The 26,425-nt window shown below is 64.4% G+C and carries 28 protein-coding genes; 13 read left to right on the top strand and 15 right to left on the bottom strand.

The annotated features are described in order from the left end of the window. Window positions 1-5: 5 nt before the first annotated feature. Window positions 6-413: an RT0821/Lpp0805 family surface protein gene (locus GA0061099_RS02880; protein WP_036004044.1), complete on the bottom strand. Its 408-nt coding sequence runs from the start codon at window positions 411-413 to the stop codon at window positions 6-8. Between the two features lie 113 nt (window positions 414-526). Between GA0061099_RS02880 and pdxH the strand changes: the two genes are divergently transcribed. Together pdxH and GA0061099_RS02890 are read left to right on the top strand one after the other, a co-directional pair. Then, complete coding sequence (gene pdxH, locus GA0061099_RS02885; protein ID WP_036004041.1) at window positions 527-1,168, top strand: pyridoxamine 5'-phosphate oxidase; 642 nt, start codon at window positions 527-529, stop codon at window positions 1,166-1,168. Between the two features lie 26 nt (window positions 1,169-1,194). Then, entirely contained in the window at window positions 1,195-1,947 is a 753-nt protein-coding gene (locus GA0061099_RS02890) for an SDR family NAD(P)-dependent oxidoreductase (protein ID WP_036004050.1), read from the top strand. A 213-nt stretch (window positions 1,948-2,160) separates the two neighbouring features. Here GA0061099_RS02890 and GA0061099_RS02895 read toward each other — a convergent pair whose 3' ends face one another. Both GA0061099_RS02895 and GA0061099_RS02900 read right to left on the bottom strand, forming a co-directional pair. After that, the gene (locus tag GA0061099_RS02895; protein WP_035696491.1) at window positions 2,161-2,379 is read right to left on the bottom strand and encodes a hypothetical protein; all 219 of its coding nucleotides are present in this window, start codon (window positions 2,377-2,379) and stop codon (window positions 2,161-2,163) included. A 204-nt stretch (window positions 2,380-2,583) separates the two neighbouring features. Continuing rightward, window positions 2,584-3,561 (bottom strand): magnesium transporter CorA family protein, encoded by a 978-nt coding sequence (locus GA0061099_RS02900; RefSeq protein WP_036004038.1) that lies wholly within the window; start codon window positions 3,559-3,561, stop codon window positions 2,584-2,586. Between the two features lie 339 nt (window positions 3,562-3,900). Here GA0061099_RS02900 and GA0061099_RS02905 point away from each other — a divergent pair, with 339 nt between their 5' ends. Further along, window positions 3,901-4,581, top strand: coding sequence for a L,D-transpeptidase (locus GA0061099_RS02905; protein ID WP_036031037.1), 681 nt, complete (start codon window positions 3,901-3,903; stop codon window positions 4,579-4,581). A gap of 36 nt (window positions 4,582-4,617) precedes the next feature. On the opposite strand, the gene GA0061099_RS02910 is transcribed toward GA0061099_RS02905, so the two are convergent. Continuing rightward, window positions 4,618-5,700, bottom strand: coding sequence for an extensin family protein (locus GA0061099_RS02910; RefSeq protein ID WP_036031034.1), 1,083 nt, complete (start codon window positions 5,698-5,700; stop codon window positions 4,618-4,620). Between the two features lie 65 nt (window positions 5,701-5,765). On the opposite strand from GA0061099_RS02910, the gene GA0061099_RS02915 reads away from it, so the two are divergent. Both GA0061099_RS02915 and GA0061099_RS02920 read left to right on the top strand, forming a co-directional pair. Beyond that, window positions 5,766-7,394, top strand: coding sequence for a fatty-acid--CoA ligase (locus GA0061099_RS02915; protein WP_036004029.1), 1,629 nt, complete (start codon window positions 5,766-5,768; stop codon window positions 7,392-7,394). 253 nt (window positions 7,395-7,647) lie between these two features. Next, window positions 7,648-8,502 carry a DUF1499 domain-containing protein gene (locus GA0061099_RS02920; protein ID WP_036004020.1) on the top strand — a complete coding sequence of 285 codons (855 nt, stop codon included), beginning with the start codon at window positions 7,648-7,650 and terminating at the stop codon, window positions 8,500-8,502. A gap of 71 nt (window positions 8,503-8,573) precedes the next feature. On the opposite strand, the gene GA0061099_RS02925 is transcribed toward GA0061099_RS02920, so the two are convergent. From GA0061099_RS02925 to GA0061099_RS02940, 4 genes are all read right to left on the bottom strand, one after another. Next, complete coding sequence (locus GA0061099_RS02925; RefSeq protein WP_036031031.1) at window positions 8,574-9,491, bottom strand: MBL fold metallo-hydrolase; 918 nt, start codon at window positions 9,489-9,491, stop codon at window positions 8,574-8,576. 163 nt (window positions 9,492-9,654) lie between these two features. After that, window positions 9,655-10,869: an acyl-CoA dehydrogenase gene (locus tag GA0061099_RS02930; RefSeq protein ID WP_036004014.1), complete on the bottom strand. Its 1,215-nt coding sequence runs from the start codon at window positions 10,867-10,869 to the stop codon at window positions 9,655-9,657. A 135-nt stretch (window positions 10,870-11,004) separates the two neighbouring features. Continuing rightward, complete coding sequence (gene ribB, locus GA0061099_RS02935; RefSeq protein ID WP_036004011.1) at window positions 11,005-12,081, bottom strand: 3,4-dihydroxy-2-butanone-4-phosphate synthase; 1,077 nt, start codon at window positions 12,079-12,081, stop codon at window positions 11,005-11,007. Window positions 12,082-12,269: 188 nt separating this feature from the next. Continuing rightward, window positions 12,270-14,000: a cation:proton antiporter gene (locus tag GA0061099_RS02940; RefSeq protein ID WP_036004008.1), complete on the bottom strand. Its 1,731-nt coding sequence runs from the start codon at window positions 13,998-14,000 to the stop codon at window positions 12,270-12,272. Window positions 14,001-14,067: 67 nt separating this feature from the next. Here GA0061099_RS02940 and GA0061099_RS02945 point away from each other — a divergent pair, with 67 nt between their 5' ends. Next, window positions 14,068-14,595 (top strand): DUF3124 domain-containing protein, encoded by a 528-nt coding sequence (locus GA0061099_RS02945; RefSeq protein ID WP_036004005.1) that lies wholly within the window; start codon window positions 14,068-14,070, stop codon window positions 14,593-14,595. A gap of 51 nt (window positions 14,596-14,646) precedes the next feature. Beyond that, the gene (locus GA0061099_RS02950; RefSeq protein ID WP_036031027.1) at window positions 14,647-15,879 is read left to right on the top strand and encodes an aminotransferase-like domain-containing protein; all 1,233 of its coding nucleotides are present in this window, start codon (window positions 14,647-14,649) and stop codon (window positions 15,877-15,879) included. Between the two features lie 20 nt (window positions 15,880-15,899). Here the strand turns inward: GA0061099_RS02950 and GA0061099_RS02955 are convergent, their stop codons facing one another. After that, window positions 15,900-16,172, bottom strand: a complete 273-nt coding sequence (locus tag GA0061099_RS02955) for a helix-turn-helix domain-containing protein (protein ID WP_036031024.1) — start codon at window positions 16,170-16,172, stop codon at window positions 15,900-15,902. A gap of 159 nt (window positions 16,173-16,331) precedes the next feature. Between GA0061099_RS02955 and GA0061099_RS02960 the strand changes: the two genes are divergently transcribed. Both GA0061099_RS02960 and GA0061099_RS02965 read left to right on the top strand, forming a co-directional pair. Further along, window positions 16,332-16,784: a hypothetical protein gene (locus GA0061099_RS02960; protein WP_074447526.1), complete on the top strand. Its 453-nt coding sequence runs from the start codon at window positions 16,332-16,334 to the stop codon at window positions 16,782-16,784. Window positions 16,785-16,886: 102 nt separating this feature from the next. Continuing rightward, window positions 16,887-17,129 carry a hypothetical protein gene (locus GA0061099_RS02965; RefSeq protein WP_036031049.1) on the top strand — a complete coding sequence of 81 codons (243 nt, stop codon included), beginning with the start codon at window positions 16,887-16,889 and terminating at the stop codon, window positions 17,127-17,129. Between the two features lie 266 nt (window positions 17,130-17,395). Here the strand turns inward: GA0061099_RS02965 and GA0061099_RS02970 are convergent, their stop codons facing one another. The 5 genes from GA0061099_RS02970 to GA0061099_RS02990 form a co-directional block, all read right to left on the bottom strand. Beyond that, window positions 17,396-18,214 carry an aldo/keto reductase gene (locus GA0061099_RS02970; RefSeq protein WP_036031019.1) on the bottom strand — a complete coding sequence of 273 codons (819 nt, stop codon included), beginning with the start codon at window positions 18,212-18,214 and terminating at the stop codon, window positions 17,396-17,398. 256 nt (window positions 18,215-18,470) lie between these two features. Next, window positions 18,471-20,036 (bottom strand): alkaline phosphatase D family protein, encoded by a 1,566-nt coding sequence (locus GA0061099_RS02975; RefSeq protein ID WP_036031016.1) that lies wholly within the window; start codon window positions 20,034-20,036, stop codon window positions 18,471-18,473. A gap of 112 nt (window positions 20,037-20,148) precedes the next feature. Next, the gene (locus GA0061099_RS02980; RefSeq protein ID WP_036031014.1) at window positions 20,149-20,565 is read right to left on the bottom strand and encodes a hypothetical protein; all 417 of its coding nucleotides are present in this window, start codon (window positions 20,563-20,565) and stop codon (window positions 20,149-20,151) included. A gap of 109 nt (window positions 20,566-20,674) precedes the next feature. Beyond that, window positions 20,675-21,676, bottom strand: coding sequence for an NAD(P)H-dependent flavin oxidoreductase (locus tag GA0061099_RS02985; RefSeq protein ID WP_036031011.1), 1,002 nt, complete (start codon window positions 21,674-21,676; stop codon window positions 20,675-20,677). A gap of 61 nt (window positions 21,677-21,737) precedes the next feature. Then, the gene (locus GA0061099_RS02990; protein WP_036031046.1) at window positions 21,738-22,475 is read right to left on the bottom strand and encodes an SDR family oxidoreductase; all 738 of its coding nucleotides are present in this window, start codon (window positions 22,473-22,475) and stop codon (window positions 21,738-21,740) included. Between the two features lie 173 nt (window positions 22,476-22,648). On the opposite strand from GA0061099_RS02990, the gene GA0061099_RS02995 reads away from it, so the two are divergent. After that, a complete protein-coding gene (locus GA0061099_RS02995; protein ID WP_036031008.1) occupies window positions 22,649-23,113 on the top strand; it encodes a winged helix-turn-helix transcriptional regulator in 465 nt (154 codons plus the stop codon). A gap of 24 nt (window positions 23,114-23,137) precedes the next feature. Here the strand turns inward: GA0061099_RS02995 and GA0061099_RS03000 are convergent, their stop codons facing one another. Then, a complete protein-coding gene (locus GA0061099_RS03000) occupies window positions 23,138-23,512 on the bottom strand; it encodes a PRC-barrel domain-containing protein (protein ID WP_036003959.1) in 375 nt (124 codons plus the stop codon). A gap of 145 nt (window positions 23,513-23,657) precedes the next feature. Here GA0061099_RS03000 and GA0061099_RS03005 point away from each other — a divergent pair, with 145 nt between their 5' ends. The 3 genes from GA0061099_RS03005 to GA0061099_RS03015 all read left to right on the top strand — a co-directional run bounded on the left by GA0061099_RS03005 (window position 23,658) and on the right by GA0061099_RS03015 (window position 26,322). After that, window positions 23,658-25,445, top strand: coding sequence for a thiamine pyrophosphate-requiring protein (locus GA0061099_RS03005; RefSeq protein WP_036031005.1), 1,788 nt, complete (start codon window positions 23,658-23,660; stop codon window positions 25,443-25,445). 8 nt (window positions 25,446-25,453) lie between these two features. After that, window positions 25,454-25,681, top strand: coding sequence for a hypothetical protein (locus tag GA0061099_RS03010; protein WP_036003954.1), 228 nt, complete (start codon window positions 25,454-25,456; stop codon window positions 25,679-25,681). Between the two features lie 86 nt (window positions 25,682-25,767). After that, window positions 25,768-26,322, top strand: coding sequence for a DUF4142 domain-containing protein (locus GA0061099_RS03015; protein ID WP_036003951.1), 555 nt, complete (start codon window positions 25,768-25,770; stop codon window positions 26,320-26,322). The last annotated feature ends 103 nt before the right edge of the window (window positions 26,323-26,425 follow it).

Below are 26,425 nucleotides of genomic sequence, written 5' to 3' on the forward strand. Positions count from 1 at the left end.
CATGCTCAGCTCCGCCACGGCTTTAGCGTATGAATCTCCCAACGGCCACGACCGCTTTGGCAGCCGGCGCCCTGGAGCCAGCTTTCGGTATTGCCGTTGACGTAGCTCGCAAGGAAGTCGCGGCATTTGCGCCCGTCCTCGGCGGCATAGGACTGGGCGATGGGCGTCACCGAGCCGCGCGCCCCTGTCTCCGGATTCTCCCAATGCTGGCTGGAATCCTTGTCGCCCTTGCTGAGGACGTCAGAGGCGGCGTTGCGGGTGAAGGCGAGATCGGTCTCGGTCGGGGGAGCGTCCTTCGCCGGCCGCGCGATCGAGCCGGTGAGGTCGCTGTCCTCGGCCTTGGCATAGGCGCTGCCGTCGTTGCGGGAAAAGCTGCAGCCGCCGGCACCAAGCCCGATCAGAATCATCGTCATGACGAAGCCGGACGGCCGGATCGCCGATAGGCCAACGCGTCCCCATGCCCTATATAGGGCGGTAGCGGACAACAACGCGTTTTGGGCCGCGGGACGCAACTCGGACTCCGGACATGACCGACACGACCTCGATGAAACACCAGACACCCTTAACATCCGGTGATTTCACCGCTGCCGACGAGCCATTTGCGTTGTTCGAGGCCTGGCTGAACGAAGCGGTCAAGAGCGAGCCGAACGATCCGAACGCCATGGCGCTCGCAACGGTCGATCCCGACGGGCTGCCTGATGTGCGCATGGTGCTGATGAAGGGCTTCGATACCGAGGGTTTCGTCTTCTACAGCCACATCGCCAGCCAGAAGGGCCGCGAACTCGCCGCAAATCCTAAGGCAGCGTTACTTTTTCACTGGAAGTCGTTGCGCCGTCAGGTGCGCATCCGCGGCAACGTGACGCCGGTGACCGACGCGGAGGCCGACGCCTATTTCGCGACGCGACCGAAGCAGGCCCAGATCGGCGCCTGGGCGAGCAAGCAATCGCAAGAGCTGGAGAGCCGCTTCGCGTTCGAGCAGGCCATCGCCAAGGTCGCGGCCAAATACGTCATCGGCGAAGTGCCGCGGCCGCCGGGCTGGAGCGGCTGGCGCATCACGCCGGTGCGGATCGAGTTCTGGCACGACCGCCCGTTCCGCCTGCACGACCGCATTGAATTTCGCCGTGACGCGGCCGGCCAACCGTGGTCCAAGACGCGAATGTATCCGTAAGCTTTGGGCCGACCTGAAAGATGTCCATGCCGCATTCGTCCAATGCGCCGCGCCGTACGCTGCTCCTGACCGGAGCCAGCCGCGGCATCGGCCACGCCACCGTGATCCGTTTCTCCTCGGCGGGCTGGCGCGTCATCACCTGCTCGCGGCATCCTTTCCCGGAGGACTGCCCCTGGGACGCAGGGCCGGAGGACCACATCCAGGTCGACCTCGGCGATCCCAAGGACACCGCGCGCGCGATCTCGGAGATCCGCAACCGGCTCGAGGGCGGCACGCTGCATGCGCTGGTCAACAACGCCGCGATCTCGCCGAAGGGCGCCGGCGGCTCGCGGTTGGGCTCGGTCGACACCGACCTCGATACCTGGACCCACGTTTTCCATGTCAACTTTTTCGCGCCGATTATGATGGCGCGGGGGCTGATCGAGGAATTGAAGGCCGCCAAGGGGTCGGTCGTGAACGTCACCTCGATCGCGGGCTCGCGCGTGCACCCCTTCGCAGGCGCGGCCTACGCCACCTCGAAGGCCGCGCTCGCAGCGCTGACGCGCGAGATGGCCTCCGACTTCGGCCGCATCGGCGTCCGCGTCAACGCGATCGCCCCGGGCGAGATCGACACCTCGATCCTGTCGCCGGGCACCGAGAAGATCGTCGAGCAGCAGATCCCGATGCACCGCCTCGGCACGCCCGACGAAGTGGCAAAGATCATCTACGTGCTGTGCACGGACACCAGCTCCTACGTCAACGGCGCCGAGATCCACATCAACGGCGGCCAGCACGTGTAGGCGGGCACTGTCATTGCGAGCGAAAGCGAAGCAATCCAGACTGCCTCCGCAAAGACAGTCTGGATTGCTTCGTCGCGGAGCCTGTCATCCGGCCCGCCGGAGGCGGGACCGGGTGGCTCCTCGCAATGACGGAAGTGGAAATGGCCGCTCAGGGAAGCAAGGCGATCCAGACAACGCCGCCGCAAGACCTGGATCGCCCTTACCTTCCGTTCCTCAATCGAGTCGAATCCGACGTGAGCGCTCGCGCGGCCGCGGAGCGGCCGTGCTGAATGCAGTCGAGCAGTCGTCGTCGTTCTCACCATCGAGCAGCGGAGCACCACAGTGCCGGCACATGCGTGCCGACATCGACGGCGCCTTGCCGCTCGCCAGAACCTGACGGTAGTTCGCCAGATCGATGACGTTGCGGGGCGACGTTATGTGTTTCTCAACCATGGCTGTTCCTCGCGGCTACGCCCTGCTTATCGCAGACAAGTTTCGCGCAAACGTTCAGCCCACCGCTCAAATTTTACCGGAGGAATTGCGGCATGACACACGCGTCACCGCGTCGCCGCAATCCCGATCGATTCTGCGACACGATTCATCGTGTCTATGCGAGCGGCGTAAGGTCTCGGTAGGTATCTTTGCTCGCGCACGATCCTACAGCCACTTCTTCCACTTGAAGATCCAGTAGGGAACGATGGCGGCGATCAGCATCATCACCAGCGCCATCGGGTAACCGTGCACCCATTCGAGTTCCGGCATCACCTTGAAGTTCATGCCGTAGATCGAGGCGATCAGGGTCGGCGGCATCAGGACAACGGCCATGACCGAAAACAGCTTGATGATGTTGTTCTGCTCGAGATTGACGACGCCGAGCATGGCGTCGAGCACGAAGGTGATCTTGCTGGAGAGATAGGAGGCGTGATCGGTCAGCGAGGCGACGTCGCGCTGCATGGTCTTGAGCTGCTCGCGCATGTCCTTCGACCACTTCACGCCCTCGACCACGGCGGACAGGAACGTCACGACGCGGCCGATCGACACCAGGCTCTCGCGAACCTTCGAGGTCAAGTCGCCCTTGCGGCCGATCGAGATCAGAATCTGGGAATATCGCTTTGCGTGGCCGTGGCGCTCGCTCTCCGGCTCGAAGATCTCGTGGGAGACCTGGTCGATCTCCGCGCCGCAGCGCTCCAGAATGTCGGCGCAGCGGTCGATCACGGCGTCCAGGAGCTCCATCAGCACCATCTCGCCGGTGATCGAGGGCGTGCAGGAGCGGGCGAGCTTGGCCTCGACCAGCGCAAAGGGCTTGGGCAGGTCGTAGCGGACCGTCACCAGGCGGTGGTCGCCAAGGATGAAGGTCACCGCGGTGGTCCGGGGCATGTCGGTATCGGAGTGGCACATCAGCGTCGCGGTCATGTAGCGCGCGCCGTTCTCCATATAGAGGCGACTGGAGATCTCGATCTCCTGCATGTCTTCCCGGGTCGGGATGGCGATGCCCGCCAGCCGCTCGACCGCCTTGTCCTCGGCAGCCGAGGGGTTGACGAGGTCGATCCAGACTGCGTTCTCCGGCAGCGCTGTGAGATCCTCGACAACCGCCTTCTTGAGGGAGGTCTCGGAGAGAACGAACACCGAAAACATCAAAAGCTCCAGAGATCCTGCGACAGAACGACAGCCCTTAGCGCGATTCTGACAGGTTCACGATGACAACAACATTAACGGAGCGTTTGCATCTGCGGCGGCCCTAGGGCTCAACTGTGGCGCCGGAGGAACAGTCTGGCGCGTCTTACCAAAAAAACCCGCACGACACCCCCAAATTTGCGGCAGAAAAGCCACAGCTGGGGTCTTACAGCCCTGGAAAACGGCTTCAGCGCTGGAATTGTGGCAGATTTCAACCATAATGGGCTTAACGGAGTCGAGGAACTTGGGCGCTACGCTCAGGTCACTTCCGCACGGTATTGTTTTGATTGGAACCAAACCATGTCGTCGCTGAAAATTATGTTTGGGATTTTGGCCGCTGGCCTGATGCTGTCGGGCTGCATGCAGGCCACGACGCGTTACGAGGCGACGGACACCAAGGCGTTCAAGCCCAAGGACAAAGAACTCCTTGCCAAGGTGAAATACGAGAATACCGCGGTCGCAGAACCGTTCCGCCGCGCCATTGTCGAATTCCACCGCAAGGAAGCGCCGGGCTCGATCGTGGTCGATTCCGACAACCATTACCTCTATTACGTGCTGGAGGGCGGCAAAGCGATCCGCTATGGCATCACTGTCGGCGAAGAGGCCATGGCCTGGTCGGGCATCGCCAAGGTGGCCAGCAAGACCGAGTGGCCAGCCTGGCACCCCACCCCCGGCGAAATCTCGCGCTTGGGCGTGCCGACCTATGTCGCACCCGGACCGGACAATCCGATGGGCTCCCGCGCGCTGTACCTCCATTCTGGGGGCAAGGACACGCTGTTCCGCATCCACGGCACCAACCAGCCGGAATATATCGGCGCCTCGATCTCGTCAGGCTGCATCCGCCTGACCAACGAGGACGCGATCGATCTCTATGATCGCGTCAAACTCGGCACCCTCGTCGTGGTGCTCGAGCCGAAGCACGGCGATTCGCCCTACAAGCCGCGCCTCGCGCTCCAGGGTGGTTCCAGCTCACCCTACTAAGCAGGCCTTGCCCGAGGCTTTTCAAAAGCGCCGGTTTCACCGGCGCTTTTTTGTTGCCGGCTGGTGCGATCGGGCTTTGTTGCCATCCGCCGCCGGCTTGTCCGTAGGTGCAGCAGGCTTTTCCGTCTCACCGCCGTCGGCGCCCTCCTTTGCCTCGGGCTTGGCCGCGACCTCGCGCGGCGGTGCCTCCTCGGGACGCTCCGCCGGCAGCAGCGGTGCGACCTGAGGCAGCGGATCCCACACGTTCCATTGGCAAATCCGGTAGTCGTTGCGTCGCTGCGCGAGATCGAGATGGATGTGGTCCTCGTGGTACCAGTCCGAACCCGGGCCTAGCACGGTGGAAAAGCGAGTGCAGACCGAGTGCAGCACGCGCTCGCGCACCTCGCGCGAGGTGGTGCGGTCGGTCAGGCCGATCGACTGCCCATTGGCGAGCTTGACGGCGCGGATGTCGATGGCATTGGCCTTGCCGTGCTCGGACAGCATCGCGCCGGCCACGCGGTTGCGGCCGCGGCACTCGAAGCTGTCGAAATTGTCGAGCTCGCTGACGGCGGAGCCGAGGCTGGTCGCCAGCGGCGTCATGTCCTTGCGCACCCAATCGGCGAGCGCGGACGCCATGGTGCAGCGGAGGATCGCCGCCGGCTTGACCGTCACCTTGCGCTTGTCCGGCAGCACGATGGCCTCCAGCCGCACCAGATCCTCGCCGCCGCAGGCACCCGGACCGCGGATATCCGGAATGGACGGCGCGATCGCGATCTCCTCGGTCAGCGCCAGCCGACAGGCCGAGGCCTGCTTCTCGGGCGGCGGCGCGGCCTCGGCGGGCTTGTCCGCACTTGGCTTGTCGGGGGACGGCTTGCCGTCTGCCTGCGCCGCCCCCTCATCCGACGCTTTGGGGGCCTCCTCGGGACGCGGCTTCGGCAGCGGAATCCTGGCGGCGCGAACGGTTGCGCGGGGCTTCGGTGCTCCAAGGTTGAAGATATCGAGCGGCGCAGGATATTTCCGCGCCTCTGCCCTTTCGGCGATCAGCAACAGCCCCGCCGCAGCGGTAACCATTGCCGCCCCGGCGGACATATAGCCGCGACAAGACCATTTGCGACGAAAGTCCGGCAGGCTAAAACTCATGGCAATTCTTTGGCCCAACGCTGAGAGCGATAACGCGCCCAGCGACTTCTCGGAGGAACGTCGGAATGCTTGGTTTGATGCAAGATTGGCCCCTGCTCTGCCACCGGATCATCGAACACGCCGCCAGGATTCATGGCAAGCAGGAGGTGGTCACACGCTCGGTCGAGGGACCGATCCATCGCACCAACTACGCCGAGATCCACAAGCGCGCGCTCAAGGTCTCGCAGATGCTGGAGCGCGACGGCATCAAGCTCGGCGATCGCGTCGCAACGATCGCCTGGAACACCTGGCGCCATCTGGAGGTCTGGTACGGCATCATGGGGATCGGCGCCATCTGCCATACCGTCAATCCGCGCCTTTTCCCCGAACAGATCGCCTGGATCATCAATCATGCGCAGGATCGCGTCGTGATGACCGATCTCACCTTCATTCCGATCCTGGAGAAGATCGCGGACAAGCTGCCCAGCGTGGAGCGCTACATCGTGCTCACCGACAAGGCTCACATGCCGGAGACCACGCTGAAGAACGCGGTCGCCTACGAGGACTGGATTGCGCAGGCCGACGGCAAATTCAAATGGAAGGACTTTGACGAGAACACGGCGGCGGCGATGTGCTACACCTCCGGCACGACCGGCGATCCCAAAGGTGTGCTGTATTCGCATCGCTCCAACGTGCTGCACGCGCTGATGGCCAACAACGTCGACGCGCTCGGCACCAGTGCGTCCGAGACAATGCTGCCGGTGGTTCCGCTGTTCCATGCCAACAGCTGGGGCATCGCCTTCTCCGCGCCCTCGCAGGGCACCAAGCTGGTGATGCCGGGCGCCAAGCTCGACGGCGCCTCGGTCTACGAACTGCTCTCGACCGAGAAGGTGACGCACACCGCCGGCGTGCCGACGGTGTGGCTGATGCTGCTCCAGCACATGACCGCCAACAATCTCAAGCTGCCGGATCTGAAGATGGTGATCTGCGGCGGCTCGGCAATGCCGCGCTCGATGATCAAGGCCTTCCTCGACATGGGCTCGAACGTCCGCCACGCCTGGGGCATGACCGAGATGAGCCCGATCGGCACCGTCGCGGCGCTGAAGCCGCCGTTCCAGAATGCGACCGGCGATGCCAGGCTCGACGTGCTGCAGATGCAGGGTTATGCGCCGTTCGCCGTGCAGATGAAGATCACCGACGATGCCGGCAAGGAGCTGCCCTGGGACGGCAAGACCTTTGGCCGCCTCAAGGTCTCCGGGCCCGCCGTCGCCAAGGCCTATTACCGCGTCGATAGCAACATCCTCGACGAGGACGGCTTCTTCGACACCGGCGACGTCTCGACCATCGACGAGGACGGCTATATGCGGATCACCGACCGCTCCAAGGATGTGATCAAGTCCGGCGGCGAGTGGATCTCCTCGATCGACCTCGAAAACCTCGCGGTGGGCCACCCCGCCGTGGCGGAAGCCGCCGTGATCGGCGTGTTCCACCCCAAATGGGACGAGCGGCCGCTGCTGATCGTGCAGCTCAAGCAGGGCCAGCAGGCCACGCGCGAGGACATCCTGAAGTTCATGGAGGGCAAGATCGCCAAATGGTGGATGCCCGACGACGTCGCTTTCGTCGACGGCATTCCGCACACCGCCACCGGCAAGATCCTGAAGACGGCGCTGCGCGACCAGTTTAAGGATTACCGGTTCCCGAACGCGGCGGCGTGACGGGCTGGGTGCGCTCGTCCTTGGAGGGGCGTCCGCGTCCGACTTGTTGAAGCCTCCACGACGTCATGGCCGGGCTTGTCCCGGCCATCCACGCCTTGCCCCACGGTGCAGTGAACGTGGATGGCCGGGACAAGCCCGGGCATGACGGCTTGGGCGTAGCCGGAACCCTTGAATTTGCTCCCGCGCCGTGGTCTCAACGGCGCATCGTCGCGCCAAATCGGCCGGCATCGCCAACCCCGGCAGAGCTCACCCGATGGCCCGCAGGTTTTCCGCTCCCTACCAGTCGGAGCCCGTGTCCAGCCTCGCGAGCTGGGCGCGCAATCTGGCCGTGTTCGCGGTTTTGGCGGTGGTGGTGTCGATCATCGTCGTCCGTTTCGATTTCCTGGAGCCCAAGCCGGCGCTGGCGACGTTCATCGGCGGGCTCGCGATCGCCGGCCTCTCGATCCTGTTCGGGCTCGCCGGCTTTGCCGCAATCTGGCAGAACGGCTCGCGCGGCATGGCGCGCATCCTGCTCGCCTTCCTGATCGACGGGGCGATCCTCGCCTATCCCGCCTATCTGGCCTTTCAATATCGCAAGCTGCCGTCGATCTACGACATCACCACCAATCCGATTGATCCGCCGCGCTTCGATGCGCTGGCGCGCCTGCGCACCGGCGAGGGCACCAACACCGCGGTCTATGCCGGCCTCTATTCGGCGGAGCAGCAGCGCCATTTCTATCCCGAGATCGAGCCCGTCGAGCTCGAGATCTCGGCCGACCGCGCCTATGCGATCGCGCTTCAGCTCGTCCACAAGCGCAAATGGATCGTGATCGACGAGCGCGCACCGCAGCCGCCGCGCCGCATCGGCCGCATCGAGGCGGTGGCGCGCACGCCGATCATGGGTTTCCGCGAGGACGTTTCGATCAGGGTCGTGCCGGATGGCGATGATTCCCGCGTCGATATCCGCTCTGCGTCGCGCAATTTCGACAGCGATCTCGGCAGCAATGCCGCACGCGTCAAGACGTTCATCGACGACCTCAACACCGCCGCCGATGCCGATGCACTCAAGCCGGTGAAGAAGACGCCGGTGACGCCGCCCAAGGCGCCGGCGAAGACGGTGAAGAAGTGACTTGGCGAATGGGGAGTAGCGAATAGCGAATGGAGCCGCCCATTCGCTATTCCCCATTCGCTATTCGCCCCCTAGGCCATCCGATAGGTCCCGCCGATCACGGGATCGCCATCCGTCGCCACCACGCCGCGGGCGACCAGATCTTCCAAATGCGCCAGCACGGAATAGCCGGCAGCTGTCGTCAGGCGCGGATCGATACCGATATAGATCGCGCGGACCATGGTCGGGATGTCGGTCTCGCCCTTGGCGAGGCGGTGCAGGATCGAGGCCTCGCGTGCCTTGCGGTGGCGGATCAGGAAGCGCACGAAGCGCTGGCCCTCGGGAATCTCGGGGCCATGGCCCGAGAAATAGAGATCCTCCTCGCGGGTGGCGAGCCGGTCGAGCGAATCCATGTAGTCGATCATCGAGCCGTCCGGCGGCGCCACGATCGAGGTCGACCAGCCCATCACGTGATCGCCGACGAAGTTGAACTTCCGCTCCGGCCAGGCGAATGCCAGATGGTTGGCCGTGTGGCCGGGCGTCGCGACGGCTTCGAGCCGCCAGCCGTCACCTTCCACGACGTCGCCGTGCGCGAGATTGACGTCCGGGGCAAAATCGCGGTCGGCGCCGGATTCCGGATTGTGCTTCTCGCTCTCGAATCGCGGCCGCGAGGCGCGATGCGGGCCTTCGGCATAGACCGGCGCCGCCGTCGCCTGCTTGATCCGCGCGGTGTTCGGCGAATGGTCGCGATGGGTGTGGGTGACGAAGATGTGCGTCACGGTCTCGCCGCGCACGGCATCGAGCAGCGCCGCCGCATGCGCCGCATCGTCTGGACCGGGATCGATGATCGCGACATTGCCCTTGCCGACGATGTAGCTGACCGTGCCCGTGAAGGTGAACGGGCTCGGATTGTTGCAGAGCACGCGCCGCACGCCGGGGCGGACCTCCTCGACGATGCCGGGCTTCAGCGGAAAGTTGCGGTTGAACGGGATGTCGTCGTTGTCGGACATGGGACTTCCTGTGCCACACTCTCTGCCGTCATACCCCGCGAAGGCGGGGTATCCAGTACGCCGCAGCGCCAGTGACAAAAGCGAAGTCTCTGGGATACTGGATCGCCCGCCTGCGCGGGCGATGACAGTTGAGCAAGCTAGCCGCGGCGGAAAAACACAGTGACTAGAAAAACGCCTGAATGCCCGTGATCGCGCGGCCCAGGATCAGGGCGTGGACGTCGTGGGTGCCCTCGTAGGTGTTGACCGTCTCGAGGTTATGGACGTGGCGCATCACGTGATACTCGATAGAGATGCCGTTGCCGCCGTGCATGTCGCGGGCGGTGCGGGCGATGTCGAGGGCCTTGCCGCAATTGTTGCGCTTCATGATCGAGATCATCTCGGGCGCGAACTTGCCCTCGTCCATCAGGCGGCCGACGCGAAGCGAGCCCTGCAGGCCGAGGGCGATCTCGGTCTCCATGTCGGCGAGCTTCTTCTGCACCAGCTGGGTCGCGGCGAGCGGCTTGCCGAACTGCTTGCGATCGAGCGTGTATTGACGGGCGCGGTGCATGCAGTCCTCGGCGGCGCCAAGCGCACCCCAGGAGATGCCGTAGCGGGCGCGGTTGAGGCAGCCGAACGGGCCCTTGAGGCCGGAGACGTTGGGCAGCAGGGCGTCCTCCGGGACCACGACGCCGTCCATCACGACCTCACCGGTTATGGAGGCGCGCAGCGAGAGCTTGCCGCCGATCTTCGGCGCGGACAGGCCCTTCATGCCCTTCTCCAGCACGAAGCCGCGGATCTGGTTGTCGTGCGCGGCCGACTTGGCCCAGACCACGAAGACGTCGGCGATCGGCGCGTTCGAGATCCACATCTTGCTGCCGGTGAGGCGATAGCCGTCCGACACCTTCTCGGCGCGGGTCTTCATGCCGGCCGGATCGGAGCCGGCATCGGGCTCGGTCAGGCCGAAGCAGCCGACCCACTCGCCGCTGGCGAGCTTGGGCAGGTACTTCTTGCGCTGGTTCTCGTCGCCATAGGCGTAGATCGGGTACATCACCAGCGAGGACTGCACCGAGTTCATCGAGCGATAGCCGGAATCGACCCGCTCGATCTCGCGCGCGACGAGGCCATAGGCGACGTAGCTCGCATTGGCGCAGCCATATTCTTCCGGCAGCGTGATGCCGATCAGGCCGAGCTCGCCCATCTCGTTGAAGATCTCGCGGTCGGTCTTCTCCTCGAGATAGGCCTTGGAGACGCGCGGCAGCAGCTTGTCCTGCGCATAGGCGCGGGCGGTGTCGCGAACCATGCGCTCGTCTTCGGTGAGCTGCTCGTCGAGCAGGAACGGATCGTCCCACTGGAAAGAAGCCGCAGCCGGCTTGTCCTTGGCCTGAGGGCGCACGCTCATGAAACGTCCTTTCGCGTCTGGTTCCGTCGATAATTGCCCGACAAAGTAAAGCGCCGCGGCAACAAGTTCAATTGCATCCTGGCTTGGTCGTTCGGGGTGGCGCTTTCAGCGCGACCGGGAGAAAGACAATGCGTGTCAGCTTTCGAGCTGCTCGTTGGCGACGATCTCGATGCCGAAGCCCGATAGGCCCTTGTAGTCGTGCACCGACGAGGTGAGATGCCGGATCGAAGTCACGCCGAGGTCGCGCAGGATCTGCGCGCCGACGCCGACCTCGCGCCACTGGCGGTTGCGGTCGGCCTCCGTCGACGTCTCGTCCGGCAGCGGCGAAACGGGCACGCCGGCCGCGCCGTCGCGCAGGTAGACCAGCACGCCGCGGCCGGTCTTCTTGAAATGCTCGAGCACGGCGGCCATGCGCTTGTGGCCGGTGAAGGTGTCCTTGACGATGTTCGGCTTGTGAAAGCGCGTCAGCACGTTCTTGCCGTCGCCGACCCCGTTATAGACGAAGGCGACGTGGGCGATGGAATCGAACGGCGAGCGGTAGGCATAGCCCTGCAAGGGACCGATCGGGCTGTCGGTGACGAAGGTCGAGACCCGCTCGATCAGCTTCTCGCGCGCCTGGCGGTAGGCGATCATGTCCGCGATGGTGACGTGCTTGAGCTTGTGCCTGACCGCGAATTGCGCGACCTGCTCGCCCTTCATCACGCTGCCGTCGTCGTTCATGAGCTCGCTGATGACGCCGACCGGCGGCAGGCCGGAAAGCTTGCAGAGGTCGACCGCGGCCTCGGTGTGGCCGGAGCGAAGCAGCACGCCGCCGTCCTTGGCGATCAGCGGGAAGATGTGGCCGGGCCGGGCGAAGTCGTTGGCGCCGACATTGGGATTGGCGAGCGCGCGGCAGCACGAGGCGCGCTCCTCGGCGGAGATGCCGGTGCCGCCGTCGGGCTTGTAGTCGATCGAGACCGTGAACGCGGTGGTGTGCGCGGAATCGTTGTGGGCGACCATCGGATCGAGCCGCAGCCGGCGCGCGTCCTCGGTCGTCACGGGCGCACAGACGATGCCGGAGGTATGGCGGATGATGAAGGCCATCTTCTCGGCGGTGCACAGCGAGGCGGCGACGATCAGATCGCCCTCGCCCTCGCGGTCCTCGTCGTCGGTGACGACCACGAGCTCACCCCGAGCAAAGGCCTGCAAGACTTCCTGAACGCTATCGGGCATTTCCCAATCTCTATCGGTTATGGCCGGGAGGCTTAGCCGGACTTGGGTCGGGGCGCTAGTCTCCCCAGCGCAACCACATATGTCCGAGGGCGGGCCTGCCGATGGGTTTCAGGCTTGCACCGGGCATACCAGCGATATAGGCGCAGATTGCCCGCAAGGAAGGCGGCAAGGTAGGCGGCCCAACGCCGTCAGGGCAGCACCTCGCGGCGCTCGCCGAGGCGCTGATCGAGCTCGGCGCGCTTGTCCGCGAGCAGGCCGGCCTGGGCGGCTTCGATCACGGTAAACAGCTCATGTGCATCGCTGAGCCGGGTCACGGTGACATAGCTGGCGCCGGCCTCGTAGAGCGCGCCGACGTCGGCCAACAGGTCGGCCGTGGCGACGATCAGGGCGGTCGGATTGAGCGCGCGGACGTGACGGACCAGCTTCTCGTTGGTGGCGCCCTTCAGCAGCGAATCCGGCACGCTGAGGATGATCATCTCGGACTTGCCGACGCCGGCATGGAGCAGCGTGTCGGCGCTGCTGATGTCGCCATAGATCACGTGCAGACCACGTGAAAGCAGGGTCTGGTACACATTGGGGTTGAAATCGACCACGGTGATCTGCTCCAGCAGCACCGGTGCCTGCCGTTCGATCTCGGCCAGCAGCGCACTCGCCGCACGGAAAAAGCCGAGGATGACGATGCGGCGGGCCTCGCCATGGCCGCCCCCGTGGCCCTCCTCGGCATGGCCGTTGCCATGGTCGAGATCGCGCAGGCCGATCCGCTTCAAGGGGCCGATCGCCCAACGGGTGATCTCGTCGCTGCGGGTCATCACGAAGGTCGAGAGCACCGCCAGCACCACGAAGGCGAACGAAGCCGCATTCGCCGTCTCGGCTGCGATGTGGCGGTCCGCGACGCCGGTCTGGATCACGACCAGCGAGAACTCGGAGATTTGCGCGAGGTTGAGCGCCGGCAACAGGCTGGCGCGCAGGCCCTGCTTCATCAGATAGAGCGGGGTGAAGGTGGTGACGAGGCGGCTCACCACCGTGAACGCCGCGATCATCAAGGCGAGGCTGATCACCGAGAGGCCGGGCACGGGAATGGTCATGCCGAGCGCGACGAAGAACAGCGTGATGAAGAAGTCGCGCAGCGTGGTGACCTTGGCGGTGACATCGAGCGCATAGGGGAAGGTCGAGAGCGAGACGCCGGCGATCAGCGCACCCATCTCGCGCGACAGCGACAGTTGATAGGCGGTCTCGGCGACGAGAAAGCACCAGGCGAGCGCACCGAGCAGGATCAGCTCGGGCCGCCGGGCGATCTGGTGGAACACGCGCGGCAGCACGTAGCGGCTGACCAGAAGCGCGGCCGTGACCAGCACCGCGACGCGGCCGATCGAGAGCAGGATGACGCTGACCTGCAGATTGGCGAGACTCGGCTGCACCGCCAGGAACAGGATGGCAAAGATGTCCTGGAGCACCAGCACGCCGAGCGTGATGCGGCCCGGCAGCGTATCGAGCTCGCGCTTCTCGTAGAGCACCTTGACGATGATGACCGTGCTCGACAGCGCGCAGGCGACGCAGAGATAGACCGCATCGAAATGCCCACCGCCGAGCGACAGGCCGATGCCGACGAAGAACAGAAGCCCGAGCAGACAGCCGCCCAGCAGCTGGCTGCCCGCCGCGAACAGGATCACCCGCCCGGCCCGAACGATCTTCTTCAGGTCGATCTCGAGCCCGATCATGAACAGCATGAAGATCAGGCCAAGCTCGGAGATGACGCTGATCGATTCCTGCGAATGGACCCAGCCGGCGCCGAATGGACCTATGCAGAAGCCGGCGATAAGGTAGGCCAGGATCAGCGGTTGCCGGGAGAAATGGGCGAGAAGCCCCAGCATCCAGGCGAACAGAATAGAGAGTGTGATATCGCGAATGAGCTCATGCATGCCAAATTGGTCCGTTTTGCCGCACCCTAGAGGTGGGTTGCGGTGCGGCAAGCGAGCAATTCGTCACATGCGGAATGGGCTCTTCGCAGCCATGCTGCTCGCTCCCCTCGCCTTTGCCGTGCCCGCCGCCGCGCAATCCAAGGTCAGTATCGAACAAAACTTTGCCGATTCGCTCACCACGCCGCTGAAGGAGGACCTCGCCGTATCCGGCGGTTTCTACGTGCCCGCCTATTCCAGCGTCGCGATGAGCCAGGGCAAGCTGCGTGTCGACTTCTCGGTGACGCTGAGCGTACACAACGCCTCCGAGACCCAGCCGCTGGTCATCAAACGCATCGCCTATTTCGACACCGCAGGCAAGCAGGTCGAGAGCTATCTGAAGACGCCGGTGGCGTTGAGGCCGCTCGCCACCGTCTCGATCTTCATTCCGACCGACGACGTGCGCGGCGGGACCGGCGCCAATTTTCTGGTCGACTGGGCCGCCACGGGCGAGATCGCAGAACCCGTGGTCGAAGCCTTAATGGTTGGCGGCATCGCCAACACGCATTACGCTTTCATCAGTCAGGGCCGTCCGACCAGGACGGCCGGCAAGAAGTAAGGCGGCCGGTGCAAAGCCGAGCTCAACAAGAACAAAACGAGGAACGCTCCCATGACGTCCAGCTTCGATTTCGCGCCCCTGTTTCCAGCAGGGCTGCCGGCCCCGTCTGCGCGCTGGACGGGCCTTGCCAAATACAGCTTCGTCGGCGGCAACAACGATTCCGAACAGGTGCCGCTCGACGAGCTGATCGAAGCGGCCGACACGGTGCTGCGGCGCGAGGGCCGCTCGCTCGCCACCTACGGTCTGGCGCATGGTCCGCAGGGCTACCTGCCGTTGCGCGAATTCCTGGTGACGAAACTCAAGCGCGACGCCGGCATCAGCTGCACGGTCGACGACCTCCTGATCGTCTCCGGCTCGCTGCAGGCGCTCGACCTCGTCAACGCCACCCTATTGACGCGCGGCGACACCGTGATTTTCGAGCAGGAGAGCTATCAGGGCTCCCTGACACGGCTGGCGCGGCTCGGCGTCAACGTCGTCGGCATTCCCCTCGACCAGGACGGCATGCGCATGGATCTGCTGGCCTCCGCGCTGGCCGACCTGAAGCGCCGCGGCATCCGACCGAAATACATCTACACCATTCCGACGGTGCAGAACCCGACCGGCAGCATCATGCCCGAGAGCCGCCGCACCGAGCTGGTGCGGCTCGCGACCGAGTATGGCGTGCCCATCTTCGAGGACGATTGCTATGCCGACCTCATCTGGTCGGGGCAGCGGCCGCCCGCGATCTACGCGATGAGCGAGAGCGGCGGCGTGATTCATATCGGCTCGTTCTCCAAGTCGATCGCGCCGGCGCTGCGCGTCGGCTTCGTCGTGGCGCCCTGGGAGGTGATGTCGCGGATGCTGGCGCTGAAGACGGATGCTGGCTCCGGTGCGCTGGAGCAGATGGTGCTCGCCACCTATTGCAAGCCGCATTTTTCAACTCACGTGCCGGCCCTGACCAAGGCGCTGCGCACCAAGCTCGACACGCTCATGGAAGCGCTCAACGAGCAGTTCGGGACCGCCGCTGAGTTCGAGGAGCCCAAGGGCGGCATCTTCCTTTGGGTGAAGCTGCCCGACCAGGTCGATACGCTGAAGCTGTATCAGGCCGCGCTCGCCGCCGGCGTCTCGATCAATCCGGGGCCGGAATGGTCGACCAGCAAGGGCCATTCCGCTTCGCGGCTGCGGCTGTGCTTTGCCAGCCCCACGCACCAGCAGATCCGCGATGGCGTCGCCGTGCTAGCCGAAGTCTGCCGCAAGGAGTTTGGCGTGCCCGCCCGCAGCGCCAATGTGGAGAAGCGAGCCTGAGGCCCAGTCCGGACGTCTCCTCACGCCGCCTGTGGCTGACTGCCGTGAATCGCGGAAGCCAGCCGCAGCAACAGGACGATGGAGACGTTGCCTTTGCCGGCCTCGATCTGGGCGATGTAGCGCTCGGAAATCCCCGAGCGCCGGGCGAGCTCCCGGCGCGACAGATCGCAGCGCATGCGTGAGGACCGTAACCGATCGCCCAGCTCGCTCAGAAACGCGGCCTCGGAATAAGGCGGTACGGCACAGCTCCCCGGCAGTACTTCGCCCGCAAAATCCATGACTTGATTCAGCATTGCTCTATCCACGTTCGCCTTCGGGAAACGCCATCTTATCTTCGAACCGCCCCGCCTCATTGACGCGGATCAAATTCGCGGGCGATCGGCAGCCGCCGTGGCAGGGCCGCGCGCGGGATGCTAAACTTTGGAATTGTTCGAGGCGGGGTTTTTCAGGACATGATGCGTTGTTCGGGCCGCTGGATCGCGGCTGCGGTGCTGTGGGTCGCGTTCACCCCCACGGCTGGTGCCGAGACGCTGGCCGTGACCGTGGAGCAATGGGGCCTGCTCGGCTCCTGGGCGGTCGATTGCTCGGGTAGGCCCGACCGCGACCAGGGCGCGCGCTTGACTTACGAAATCCGGAAAGACGGCCGTGTGATGTACCGGCGCGATTTCGGCGAGGCCAGGGACGAGAACGAGGTGGTGTCCGCCACGGTCAATGCCGAGGGCCTGCTCAATGTCATGGTGTACTTCCCCTCGCTGCATCAGGCCCGCGAGTTCGGGTTGCTGTTGCAGAAGGACGGCAGCCTGCGCGCGATCTACAATCGCAGCGAGCGCGGCGAGTACACGATCAGGAACGGCAAATACGTCGCCAGCGGTGCGCCGACGCCCGCGCAGCAGCGCTGCGATTAGCACGCCTTCGTCTGAACATCCGTTCAGAATTCTCTTCCCGCTCCTCCGGAACGTTCGCGCAAATCTGCGGTTTAGATGTGCATTCGTTTGGAGGAGGACATCATGAAGAAGCTTGGTTATGTGGTTGCGGCTCTCGGTGCGCTCGTGATCGCGGCGCCAACGCTCGCAAGTGCGGAGACGGTGGTGATCAAGCGCAGCGGCGGTTATCATCATCATCATCACCACGGCCCGTACGGCGCCCGCGCCGAATTCCGCGGACATCGTCATCATGGCTGGCATCGCCACCATCGCGGCGACAAGGTCGTCGTGATCAAGCGCAGCCATCGCCATCACCACTGGGACTAATGCGCAACGCGACAAGGAAATGGCCCCTCACGGGGCTATTTCTATTGTGTTCTTTTCCTTCTCCCCTTGTGGGAGAAGGTGGCATAGGCGGCCTTCGGCCGCCGTTCTTGAGAACGCCGATAATGCGCATCGGCTATTGCGCCGGATGCGGGGTTGCGTCAGCAAGTGCGAAAGTGAAAGACTCATGCGCGGAGAGAGACCCCTCACCCGTCTCGCCGCTTTGCGGCGAGCCACCCTCTCCCACAGGGGGAGAGGGTACAGAGCGCCTAATCCCATGCTGGCGCGAAGCCTGGATTGACGCAGCGTCTGTCCTTCGCCAGCGCGGCGATCTTCTCGCGATCGGCATCGTCGAGCGTGATCTTCAGCGCGTCGAGATTGGCCTGCTGGCTCTCGCGCCGCGAGGCCTTGGGGATCGCGGCGACGCCGTCCTGGTCGAGCAGCCATTTCAACGCGACCTGCGCGGCGGTGGCATTGTGCCGGGCGCCGATGTCGGCCAGCACCGGATCGCTCGCGAAACGCCCTTGCGCCAGCGGACAATAGGCAACCAGCGGGATCGACCTCGGCTGGAGATAGGCAAGCACCTTCGATTGATCGAGCATGGCGTGATATTCGACCTGGTTGCAGGCGATTGGCGCCTTGATCTCCTCGACCGCGACCTTGAGCAGCGCGGTGGTGAAATTGGCAACGCCGATGGCGCGCGTGCGCCCCTCCTCCTTGAGCGTCATCAGCGTTTCGAACACCGCCCCCCAGTTCGCGGCCTTCGACGGCCAATGCACGAGATAGAGGTCGACATGGTCGAGCCGGAGCTTCTTGAGGCTGGCTTCGAAAGCGCGGCGGATCGCATCGGAGCTGAGGTTCTCGTGCCAGACTTTCGTGGTGACGTGCAACTCGCCACGCGACACGCCGGACGCGGCGATGGCCGCGCCGATCGCCTCCTCGTTGGCGTACATCTCGGCGGTATCGATGTGGCGATAGCCGATCGAAAGCGCGCTCTCGACCGCGGCACGGCAGGCATCGCCCTGCATGCGGAAGGTGCCGAGGCCGAGCTTGGGCATGCTGATGCCCTGTGTTTTCAGATGATCCATGCAACAGGCTCCTGAGCAATTCAGCCCACCGGATCGCGCGGCGATGCCGCGTGAGCAGACTTTTCGGTGATGGAAAAGAAGTGGCGGGACCCCTCACCCTAGCGCGGGAGGAGCACAGCGGCCAATCAAGATCGGGTTAGCAATGCCTCTCCATCGTCATGGCCGGCTTGTCCCGGTCATCCACGCATTGCCACGCGGCACGAAGAACGTGGATGCCCCGGACAAGCCCGGGCATGACGACTGGCGCGCCGCAACCTCACCAATGCTGCGCCACGACCGCGGGTTGCACCTGCGGCTGCGGCACGATGTCGACCGACCAGAGGTCGCGATTGTCGACGTCCTTCAGGGTCACCGTCATCACGCCGCTGTGGCCATCGATGTCGACCCGCCCGAAGAACTGCAAGCCGAAGCAGGGCGCGAGATTCTCGCCTTGCGCAGCGCTGCAGCCATGCTGGTACATCGCGACCGGGCCGAAGGTGTCGTCGAGCTCGCCCGGTCCCCAGCTGCCGGCATGCAGCGGGCCGGAGACGAACTCCCAGAACGGCTCGAAATCCTTAAATTGCGCCTTCTTCGGATCGTAGTAGTGCGCGGCGGTGTAATGCATGTCGGCGGTGAGCCAGACGATGTTGCGGATACCGGCGCGCGTGATGAATGCGAGCAGATCGGCGATCTCGTGCTCACGCCGGTCGGGCGGCCCATCGCCGAGCGCAACGGCATCCAGGCTGATCAGGCCAATCGGCAAGTCGGCCGCGATCACCTTCCAGGTCGCGCGCGAAGCGGCGAGCTCGCGCTTGAGCCAGGCGAGCTGCTCGGCGCCCAGGATCCAGCCGCGGTGATCATCGCCCTTGTTCCAGCTCTCGTCGCGGTAGCTGCGCATGTCGATCATGAAGACGTCGAGCAGCGGGCCATAGGCGATCTTGCGATAGACGCGGCCGTGCCGCGCGCCGATGTCGCGGATTGGCATGAAGTCGAAGAAGGCCCGGCGGGCTCGCGCGACCAGGCGCGGGGTGCCGTCGTCCTCGTGTCCGGACTCGTCATAGGTCCCGATCGGCGACCAGTCGTTGGTCACCTCGTGATCGTCCCATTGCGCGAACATCGGCACCTGCGCATGGAAGGCGCGAAAGTGTTCGTCGAGGTGGTTGTATTTGTAGTTGCCGCGGAACTGCGCCAGGGTGTGCGCCACCTCCGACTTCTCTTCGGTGACGAGGTTGCGCCAGGTCTCGCCGTTCGGCAGCTTCTGTTCGGAAGGGATCGTGCAGTCCGCGTAGATGTGATCGCCACAGTGGATGAAGAAATCCGGATTGTTATCGAGCATGGTGCGATAGCTGCGATAGCCGCCGCGGGAGACGTCGATGCCCCAGCCCTGGCCCGCGGTGTCACCGGACCACAGAAACGAGATCGACTGGCGCGCTGCCGGCGCGGTGCGGAAATGGCCGACGCGGCTTTCGCCGACGAGTCCGGTGGCGATGTCGTCGAAGCGGACGCGGTAGAAGATGTCCTGCCCGGGCGGCAGATCCGCCAGCAGGAGTTTTGCAGTGAGATCGGCAGCGGGCAGCGCATCGCCCGAGGCCGAGGCGATGATGGTCTTGAAGCTCTCGACCGTGGAGCATTCCACCTGCATCCGCGCGGGACGGTCGGCGCGCGCCCAGATCACCGCGGAGCCGCCGGAGACATCGCCGGACTGGATGCCGCCTGCGATCGGCGGCCGATCGGCGGCGCGGCTCAAATGAGGCTTCGCGAGCGCGGCGATGGCGAGACTGGAAGCGGAGCGGACCAGGAACTGCCGCCGGGTCCAGGCGCGCGAGGCGCGGAGCGTTGCCATTCAGGAGACCTTCGTCGAATCGCGACGGAAGGTGCCTGCGCTCCTTGACTGCCAGCTTACGGTTTCTTGACTCCGCGCCTACGGTTTTGCGACGCGGGGATGACGGCTGTGATCACCGCTTCCAGTTGCAAATGCCGCCAGAGCGGCATGGCCAGGTCTGGATGCGGGTGTCCATCGCCTGCGCATCGAGCGGGTTGCCGCGGCGTGCTAGCTTGGCGCGGGCCGCCCCGCGCGACGGTGCGCTTCTGGCATGCGCGCTCTTCGGCTCGGCCACACGAACACGTTCGGCGGCAACCTTCTTCGGCACATCGACCGGCTCAGCACGCGCCTGCGCTTCGTTCGCGCCACGCGCTTCGAGCGGGACCGGCGCGAAGTGCGTCTCCGGCCCGAGACGTTTCGGCGACAGCACCGCCTTGGAGAGATCGAGACCAAGATATTCGCCGGGCTTGTAGTCGTCGGCGCGCGCAACACCGGCCCCTGCGACCACGAGGGCGAAGGCAATTGCGAAGGGAACGCTTTTCAGGACCATGGACGCCTCCTGAAATCGATTTATGAAAGGGGCAATTTACCCCTATCTAGGAGGCGCCGCGCGTAATTCCAGCGGTCAGATGCCGCCGTGGTTAAGAAGTTTGACGGTGTCAGGCGACCTTTCGCGCAGCGTCCGTCCCGTCCAGGAACCCCAGCAGGCGGCTGCGGATGATGGTTTCAGCCTCGCCCATGATGCGATCGATCAGCTCCTTGCAGGACGGGATGTCGTGGATCAGGCCCGCGACCATGCCGCAGCTCCAGGCGCCGGCATCCATCTGGCCGTCCAGCATGATCTTGGGATAGACGCCCGCGACCTGGTCGTGGATGTCGTCGATCGTGAGCTTGGCGCCCTTTTCGCGCTCGATCTCGAGCAGGCGGTCGACATTGGCGTTCTTCAGGACGCGCTCGGTATTGCGCAACGCCCGCATGATCAGGCGGGTATCGAGCTCGGTGGCTGCGACGAGAGCATTCTTGACGTTCTGGTGCACCGGCGCTTCCTTGGTGGCGATGAAGCGCGTGCCCATGTTCATGCCCGCCGCGCCCAGCGAGAGCGCCGCGACCAGGCTGCGACCATCGGCCATGCCGCCGGAGGCGACGAACGGGATCTTCAGCTCTTCCGCCGCACGCGGCAGCAGGATCATGTTGGGAATGTCGTCCTCGCCGGGATGGCCGCCGCACTCAAAGCCGTCGACGCTGACGGCGTCGCAGCCGATGCGCTCGGCCTTCAGCGAGTGACGCACCGATGTGCATTTGTGGATGACCTTGATGCCGGCGGCCTTCAGCGCCGGCATGTAGGCTTCCGGGCTGCGGCCCGCGGTCTCCACCGCCTTGATGCCGCCCTCGACGATGGCTGCGATATATTCCGGATAAGGCGGCGCCGAGAAGGCCGGCAGGAAGGTGAGGTTGACGCCGAACGGCTTGTCCGTCATGTCGCGGCAGCGCGCGATCTCCTTGGCGAGCAGCTCGGGCGTCTTCTGCGTGAGACCGGTGATGATGCCGAGCCCGCCGGCATTGGAGACGGCAGCGGCCAGCTCGGCGAAGCCGACGAAATGCATGCCGCCTTGGATGATCGGGTGCTCGATGCCGAACAGTTCGGTGATCGCGGTCTTCACTGAAAATCCTCCCGGTTTTGCTTGATGTTGAGCTCAGTCTAGCCGGACTTTCTCGCGGCGGTCACCATTTCTCTCCGAAGGGGCGGATCTCCATCTCGAAGGTCCAGGCGCTCTTCGGCTGCTGGTAGAGCTGCCAATAGGCGCTCGCGACCGATGACGGCGGCATCAGGAGATCGGGATTATCGAGCGCATTCGGCCCGAGCGCCTCGAGCCGGCGCTGGCGCACCCATTCGGTGTCGACGCCGGAATCGATGATGAGGTGGGCGACGTGGATGTTCTTCGGCCCGAGCTCGCGCGCCATCGCCTGCGCAACCGCGCGCAGGCCGAACTTGGCGCTGGCGAAGGCGGCATACCCGCTGCCGCCGCGCAGGCTTGCAGTCGCACCCGTGAAAAAGATGTTGCCGCCGCCGCGCGGCAGCATCAGCCGCGCCGCCTCACGGCCCGCGAGGAAGCCGGAATAGCAGGCCATCTCCCACACTTTCCGAAACACGCGCTCGGTGGTGTCGAGGATCGGAAAATTGACGTTGGCGCCGACGTTGAAGATGCAGACTTCGAGCGGTGCATGCTTGTCGGCGTCGTTCAGGAAGGCGATGACCTCATCTTCCTTCCGCGCGTCGAGCGAGCGCGCGTGGATGTCACCACCGGCAGCTTCGATCTCTTGCACCAGCGGCGCCAGCTTATCGCCATTGCGGCGGCCGGCGAAAATCGAGAACCCTTCGGCGGCAAACTTCTTGGCGATCTCGGCGCCGATGAAATCGCCGGCTCCGATGACGGCCGCAGTGGCGTTTCGCTTGGACAAGACCGCCTCCTCCCATGGGCCGCGCTGCGAGCGCGCGGCATTTATGTGCCGGAGGCTATAGTTCAAAAATAGAACTGTCAAACTGAGCGGCTGAATGTTAGCTTCTAGTGAAAATCTCTCTGATCGATCAACTTAGTTCCTTTTTCAGACTGACGACTTGCAGGAACCGCATCATGAAATGGGACACGCTGGAGGAAGAGCCCTGCTCGCTCGCGCGCACCGTCGCCGCGATTGGCGACCGCTGGACGCTGCTGATCCTGCGCGAGTGCTTCCTGCGGGTACGGCGGTTCGAGGCGTTTCAGTCCTCGCTGCAGATCACACGCCATCTGCTCTCGGAGCGGCTGAAGAAGCTGGTCCGCTTCGGCATCCTGCGCCGCGTCCCCTATTCCGAAGCACCGAAGCGTTACGAATACATTCTCACCCAGAAGGGGCTCGACCTCTACCCGATCATCATGGCGATGGTGCATTGGGGCGACGCCCATATGGGCGACGAGCGCGGCCGCCCGCTGCTGCACGAGCACAAGAGCTGCGGCAAGCTGTTCGATCCCGTAATGGTGTGCTCGGAATGCGGCGAGGTGCTGCATGCCAAGCAGGTGCATGTGCATGCGGGCCCGGGGCGGAGAGAAGCGGCGGAGTGAGTGAGGCGCCGCGCCTCTCAAAGCTCAAGCGAAGGGAACACCGTAATAGGAGTTGATGCCGCGCACGGCGGCGTCGTCGCTCCAGTTCCAGTCGGTCTTCTCACCGTATTTCGGCGCGCCTTCCAGATCCTTGGCGGTGATCGCAGTCACGTAACCGCCGAGCTCGGTGTCGTACTTCAGCGACTGCCAGGGCAACGGATAGTGATCATTGCCGAGGCCGAGAAAGCCGCCGAAACCAAGCACCGCATATGAGACCTTGCCGCTGATCTTGTCGATCATGACCCGTTCGATTGAACCGATCTTGTTGCGATCGGCACCGTAGACCGCGGTTCCCTCGACCTTGTCGCTTCCGATCAGCCGGCCCATCTCGTTACGGTCCAGTTCGCTCTGATTGAGCATCGTTATTCTCCACTCGGCCATTTGTGAATCAACCGAAAGGGGTGCGCGATCGTTCCGGCGCGTGTTCCGGAAATGCTTGGGAACATCGCCACAAAGAACCGGTTCTCTGAGGCTATCGAGGCCGCAACAGAGAAAGCCGCCCGCAATGTCCCAGACCGTCTCCGACTTCATCATTCAGCGCCTGCACCTATGGGGCGTGCGCCACATCTTTGGCTATCCGGGCGACGGCATCAACGGCGTGTTCGGTGCGATGAACCGGGCCGACGGCAAGATCGGCTTCGTGCAGGCGCGGCACGAGGAAATGGCGGCATTCATGGCAACCGCCTACGCAAAATTCTCAGGTCAGCTCGGCGTCTGCATTGCGACCTCCGGTCCCGGCGCCTCGCATCTCGTCACCGGGTTGTACGATGCGCTGCTCGATCACCAGCCGGTGCTGGGGATCGTCGGCCAGCAGTCGCGCAACGCCCTCGGCGGTCAATATCAGCAGGAACTCGACCTCCTCTCGATGTTCAAGGACGTCGCCGGCGCCTATGTCATGCAGGCCTCCTCGCCTGCGCAGGTGCGGCACCTGATTGATCGGTCGGTGCGGATCGCACTGGCGCGGCGGACTCCCACCGTCATCATCTTGCCCAACGACTTGCAGGAGGAGAATTACGAGGACCCGCCCCGTGCGCACGGCACGCTGCATTCCGGCGTCGGGTACAGCCCACCTAAAGTCGTCCCTCGTGATGCCGATCTCGACCGCGCCGCGGAGATCCTCAATGCCGGCAAGAAGGTCGCGATGCTCGTCGGCGCCGGAGCGCTCGGTGCAACCGACGAAGTCATCGCGGTCGCCGACCGGCTGTCGGCCGGCTGCGCCAAGGCGCTGCTGGGCAAGGCGGCGCTACCCGACGACCTGCCATGGGTCACCGGCTCGATCGGCCTGCTCGGCACCGAGCCCAGCTACAACATGATGATGGAATGCGACACGCTGCTGATGGTGGGCTCGGCCTTTCCTTACGCCGAATTCCTGCCGAAGGAAGGCAGCGCGCGCGGCGTCCAGATCGACATCGACGCCGGCATGATGTCGATCCGCTTTCCCATGGAGGTCGGCCTCATCGGAGATGCCGCCGAGACGCTGCGCGCATTGCTGCCGCGGCTGAAGCCCAAGAGCGACGGCGCCTGGCGCCAGGGCATTCAGGACGACCTTGCGACCTGGTGGAAGACTTTGGATGGCCGCGCGCATCAGCCCGCCGCGCCAGTCAATCCGCAGCTCGTCGCCTGGGAATTGTCGCCGCGCCTGCCCGACCGCGCCATCATCACCAGCGATTCCGGCTCATGCGCCAACTGGTTCGCCCGCGACCTGAAGATGCGGCGCGGCATGACGGCCTCGCTCTCCGGCGGGCTCGCCTCGATGGGCGCTGCGGTGCCTTACGCGCTCGCGGCCAAATACGCCCAGCCCGACCGCCCCGTGATTGCACTCGTCGGCGATGGCGCCATGCAGATGAACAACATGGCCGAGCTGATCACCGCGGCGAAGTATTGGCGCGACTGGAACGACCCGCGCTTCATCGTCTGCGTCTTCAACAACGAGGACCTCAACCAAGTCACCTGGGAGCAACGCATCATCAACGGTGATCCCAAGTTCGAGGCGTCACAGCGCATTCCCGACGTCTCCTATTCGCGCTTCGCCGAATTGATCGGCCTGCGCGGCATCTTCGTCGACAGCCCACAGCTGCTCGGCTCGGCCTGGGAACAGGCGCTAACAAGCGAGATGCCCGTCGTGCTGGAAGTGAAAACCGATCCCGAGGTGCCGCCGCTGCCGCCGCACATCACCTTGCAGCAGGCGAAGAACTTCTCGCTCGCCCTGATGAAGGGCGACCCGAACGAGAGCGGGATGATCAAGGGAGCAGCGCGGCAGGTGCTGGAATCGATCCTGCCAGGAAAGCAATGAGGCGAGCCATGAGTGATTTCCGCGACATCCGGCACGGCGTCAACGATCCGGTCGACGGTCTCGACGTCAAGCGCCGGATCAGTGACAACCCCACCTCCCACGAGCAGGCGCAGCACCACGCGGACGTACGGGCTGACGCGACCGCCACGGCGGCCGAACCGTTCCTGCCCGAACGGCTTCGACGCAAGCCGACAGATCCCATCAATCCGCGCACCGGACGGAATCGCGCGGATTAGCCGTTAGGAACCTCGGCCCCGGCGGCGTGTTGGTCGCCGCACGTCGCCGGCAAGCGGCCACGCGACCTTTTCGGAAGGATTTGACCATGAAACGCACAATCATCGCTCTTGCCTGCATGATTCTCGCAGGCCCTGCCCTCGCCCAGTCGCTGGGCGAAAAGACCGGCGTGAATTCGGCGCTCGGCGTTGCGCCTGCGACCGCGGACTTCGTGACGCAGGTCGCGATCAGCGACATGTTTGAGATCGAATCGAGCAAGCTCGCCCAGCAGAAGGGCAACGCGGAAGAGAAAGCCTTCGCGCAGCAGATGATCACCGATCACACCAAGACGAGCAACGAGCTCAAGGGACTGGTCGGCAATGGCAAGGTGCAGGCCAAGCTGCCGACGGCGCTCGACAGCTCGCATCAGAGCAAGATCGACAAGCTCAAGAATGCGAGCGGCAAGGATTTCAGCTCGGACTACAATTCCTATCAGGTCAGCGCGCATGAAGATGCCGTGTCGCTGTTCGAGCGCTACGCCAAGGGCGGCGACAATGCCGAGCTCAAGGATTGGGCCGGCAAGACGCTCCCGGCGTTGAAGCACCACCTCGAGATGGCCAAGAACCTCGGCAGGGCGCCGAGCGTCGGCCAATCCAGCAAGTAACGCATTGCTGAAAGGACGCCGGCCCTCCGGCGTCCTTCCTGACGCGCGATGAGAACGTCATCGCGCTGCCGCTGGGCGGTGCCTGCCGGTTGAGCCAGGAACC

Source organism: Bradyrhizobium yuanmingense, from assembly GCF_900094575.1.
GTDB classification, from domain to species: domain Bacteria; phylum Pseudomonadota; class Alphaproteobacteria; order Rhizobiales; family Xanthobacteraceae; genus Bradyrhizobium; species Bradyrhizobium yuanmingense.

Excerpts from the sequence above, each read along its gene's own strand:
- GA0061099_RS02880 (WP_036004044.1), bottom strand. The coding sequence starts at position 413 with ATGACGATGATTCTGATCGGGCTTGGTGCCGGCGGCTGCAGCTTTTCC.
- pdxH (WP_036004041.1), top strand. The coding sequence starts at position 527 with ATGACCGACACGACCTCGATGAAACACCAGACACCCTTAACATCCGGT.
- GA0061099_RS02890 (WP_036004050.1), top strand. The coding sequence starts at position 1,195 with ATGCCGCATTCGTCCAATGCGCCGCGCCGTACGCTGCTCCTGACCGGA.
- GA0061099_RS02895 (WP_035696491.1), bottom strand. The coding sequence starts at position 2,379 with ATGGTTGAGAAACACATAACGTCGCCCCGCAACGTCATCGATCTGGCG.
- GA0061099_RS02900 (WP_036004038.1), bottom strand. The coding sequence starts at position 3,561 with ATGTTTTCGGTGTTCGTTCTCTCCGAGACCTCCCTCAAGAAGGCGGTT.
- GA0061099_RS02905 (WP_036031037.1), top strand. The coding sequence starts at position 3,901 with ATGTCGTCGCTGAAAATTATGTTTGGGATTTTGGCCGCTGGCCTGATG.
- GA0061099_RS02910 (WP_036031034.1), bottom strand. The coding sequence starts at position 5,700 with ATGAGTTTTAGCCTGCCGGACTTTCGTCGCAAATGGTCTTGTCGCGGC.
- GA0061099_RS02915 (WP_036004029.1), top strand. The coding sequence starts at position 5,766 with ATGCTTGGTTTGATGCAAGATTGGCCCCTGCTCTGCCACCGGATCATC.
- GA0061099_RS02920 (WP_036004020.1), top strand. The coding sequence starts at position 7,648 with ATGGCCCGCAGGTTTTCCGCTCCCTACCAGTCGGAGCCCGTGTCCAGC.
- GA0061099_RS02925 (WP_036031031.1), bottom strand. The coding sequence starts at position 9,491 with ATGTCCGACAACGACGACATCCCGTTCAACCGCAACTTTCCGCTGAAG.
- GA0061099_RS02930 (WP_036004014.1), bottom strand. The coding sequence starts at position 10,869 with ATGAGCGTGCGCCCTCAGGCCAAGGACAAGCCGGCTGCGGCTTCTTTC.
- ribB (WP_036004011.1), bottom strand. The coding sequence starts at position 12,081 with ATGCCCGATAGCGTTCAGGAAGTCTTGCAGGCCTTTGCTCGGGGTGAG.
- GA0061099_RS02940 (WP_036004008.1), bottom strand. The coding sequence starts at position 14,000 with ATGCATGAGCTCATTCGCGATATCACACTCTCTATTCTGTTCGCCTGG.
- GA0061099_RS02945 (WP_036004005.1), top strand. The coding sequence starts at position 14,068 with ATGCGGAATGGGCTCTTCGCAGCCATGCTGCTCGCTCCCCTCGCCTTT.
- GA0061099_RS02950 (WP_036031027.1), top strand. The coding sequence starts at position 14,647 with ATGACGTCCAGCTTCGATTTCGCGCCCCTGTTTCCAGCAGGGCTGCCG.
- GA0061099_RS02955 (WP_036031024.1), bottom strand. The coding sequence starts at position 16,172 with ATGCTGAATCAAGTCATGGATTTTGCGGGCGAAGTACTGCCGGGGAGC.
- GA0061099_RS02960 (WP_074447526.1), top strand. The coding sequence starts at position 16,332 with ATGATGCGTTGTTCGGGCCGCTGGATCGCGGCTGCGGTGCTGTGGGTC.
- GA0061099_RS02965 (WP_036031049.1), top strand. The coding sequence starts at position 16,887 with ATGAAGAAGCTTGGTTATGTGGTTGCGGCTCTCGGTGCGCTCGTGATC.
- GA0061099_RS02970 (WP_036031019.1), bottom strand. The coding sequence starts at position 18,214 with ATGGATCATCTGAAAACACAGGGCATCAGCATGCCCAAGCTCGGCCTC.
- GA0061099_RS02975 (WP_036031016.1), bottom strand. The coding sequence starts at position 20,036 with ATGGCAACGCTCCGCGCCTCGCGCGCCTGGACCCGGCGGCAGTTCCTG.
- GA0061099_RS02980 (WP_036031014.1), bottom strand. The coding sequence starts at position 20,565 with ATGGTCCTGAAAAGCGTTCCCTTCGCAATTGCCTTCGCCCTCGTGGTC.
- GA0061099_RS02995 (WP_036031008.1), top strand. The coding sequence starts at position 22,649 with ATGAAATGGGACACGCTGGAGGAAGAGCCCTGCTCGCTCGCGCGCACC.
- GA0061099_RS03000 (WP_036003959.1), bottom strand. The coding sequence starts at position 23,512 with ATGCTCAATCAGAGCGAACTGGACCGTAACGAGATGGGCCGGCTGATC.
- GA0061099_RS03005 (WP_036031005.1), top strand. The coding sequence starts at position 23,658 with ATGTCCCAGACCGTCTCCGACTTCATCATTCAGCGCCTGCACCTATGG.
- GA0061099_RS03010 (WP_036003954.1), top strand. The coding sequence starts at position 25,454 with ATGAGTGATTTCCGCGACATCCGGCACGGCGTCAACGATCCGGTCGAC.
- GA0061099_RS03015 (WP_036003951.1), top strand. The coding sequence starts at position 25,768 with ATGAAACGCACAATCATCGCTCTTGCCTGCATGATTCTCGCAGGCCCT.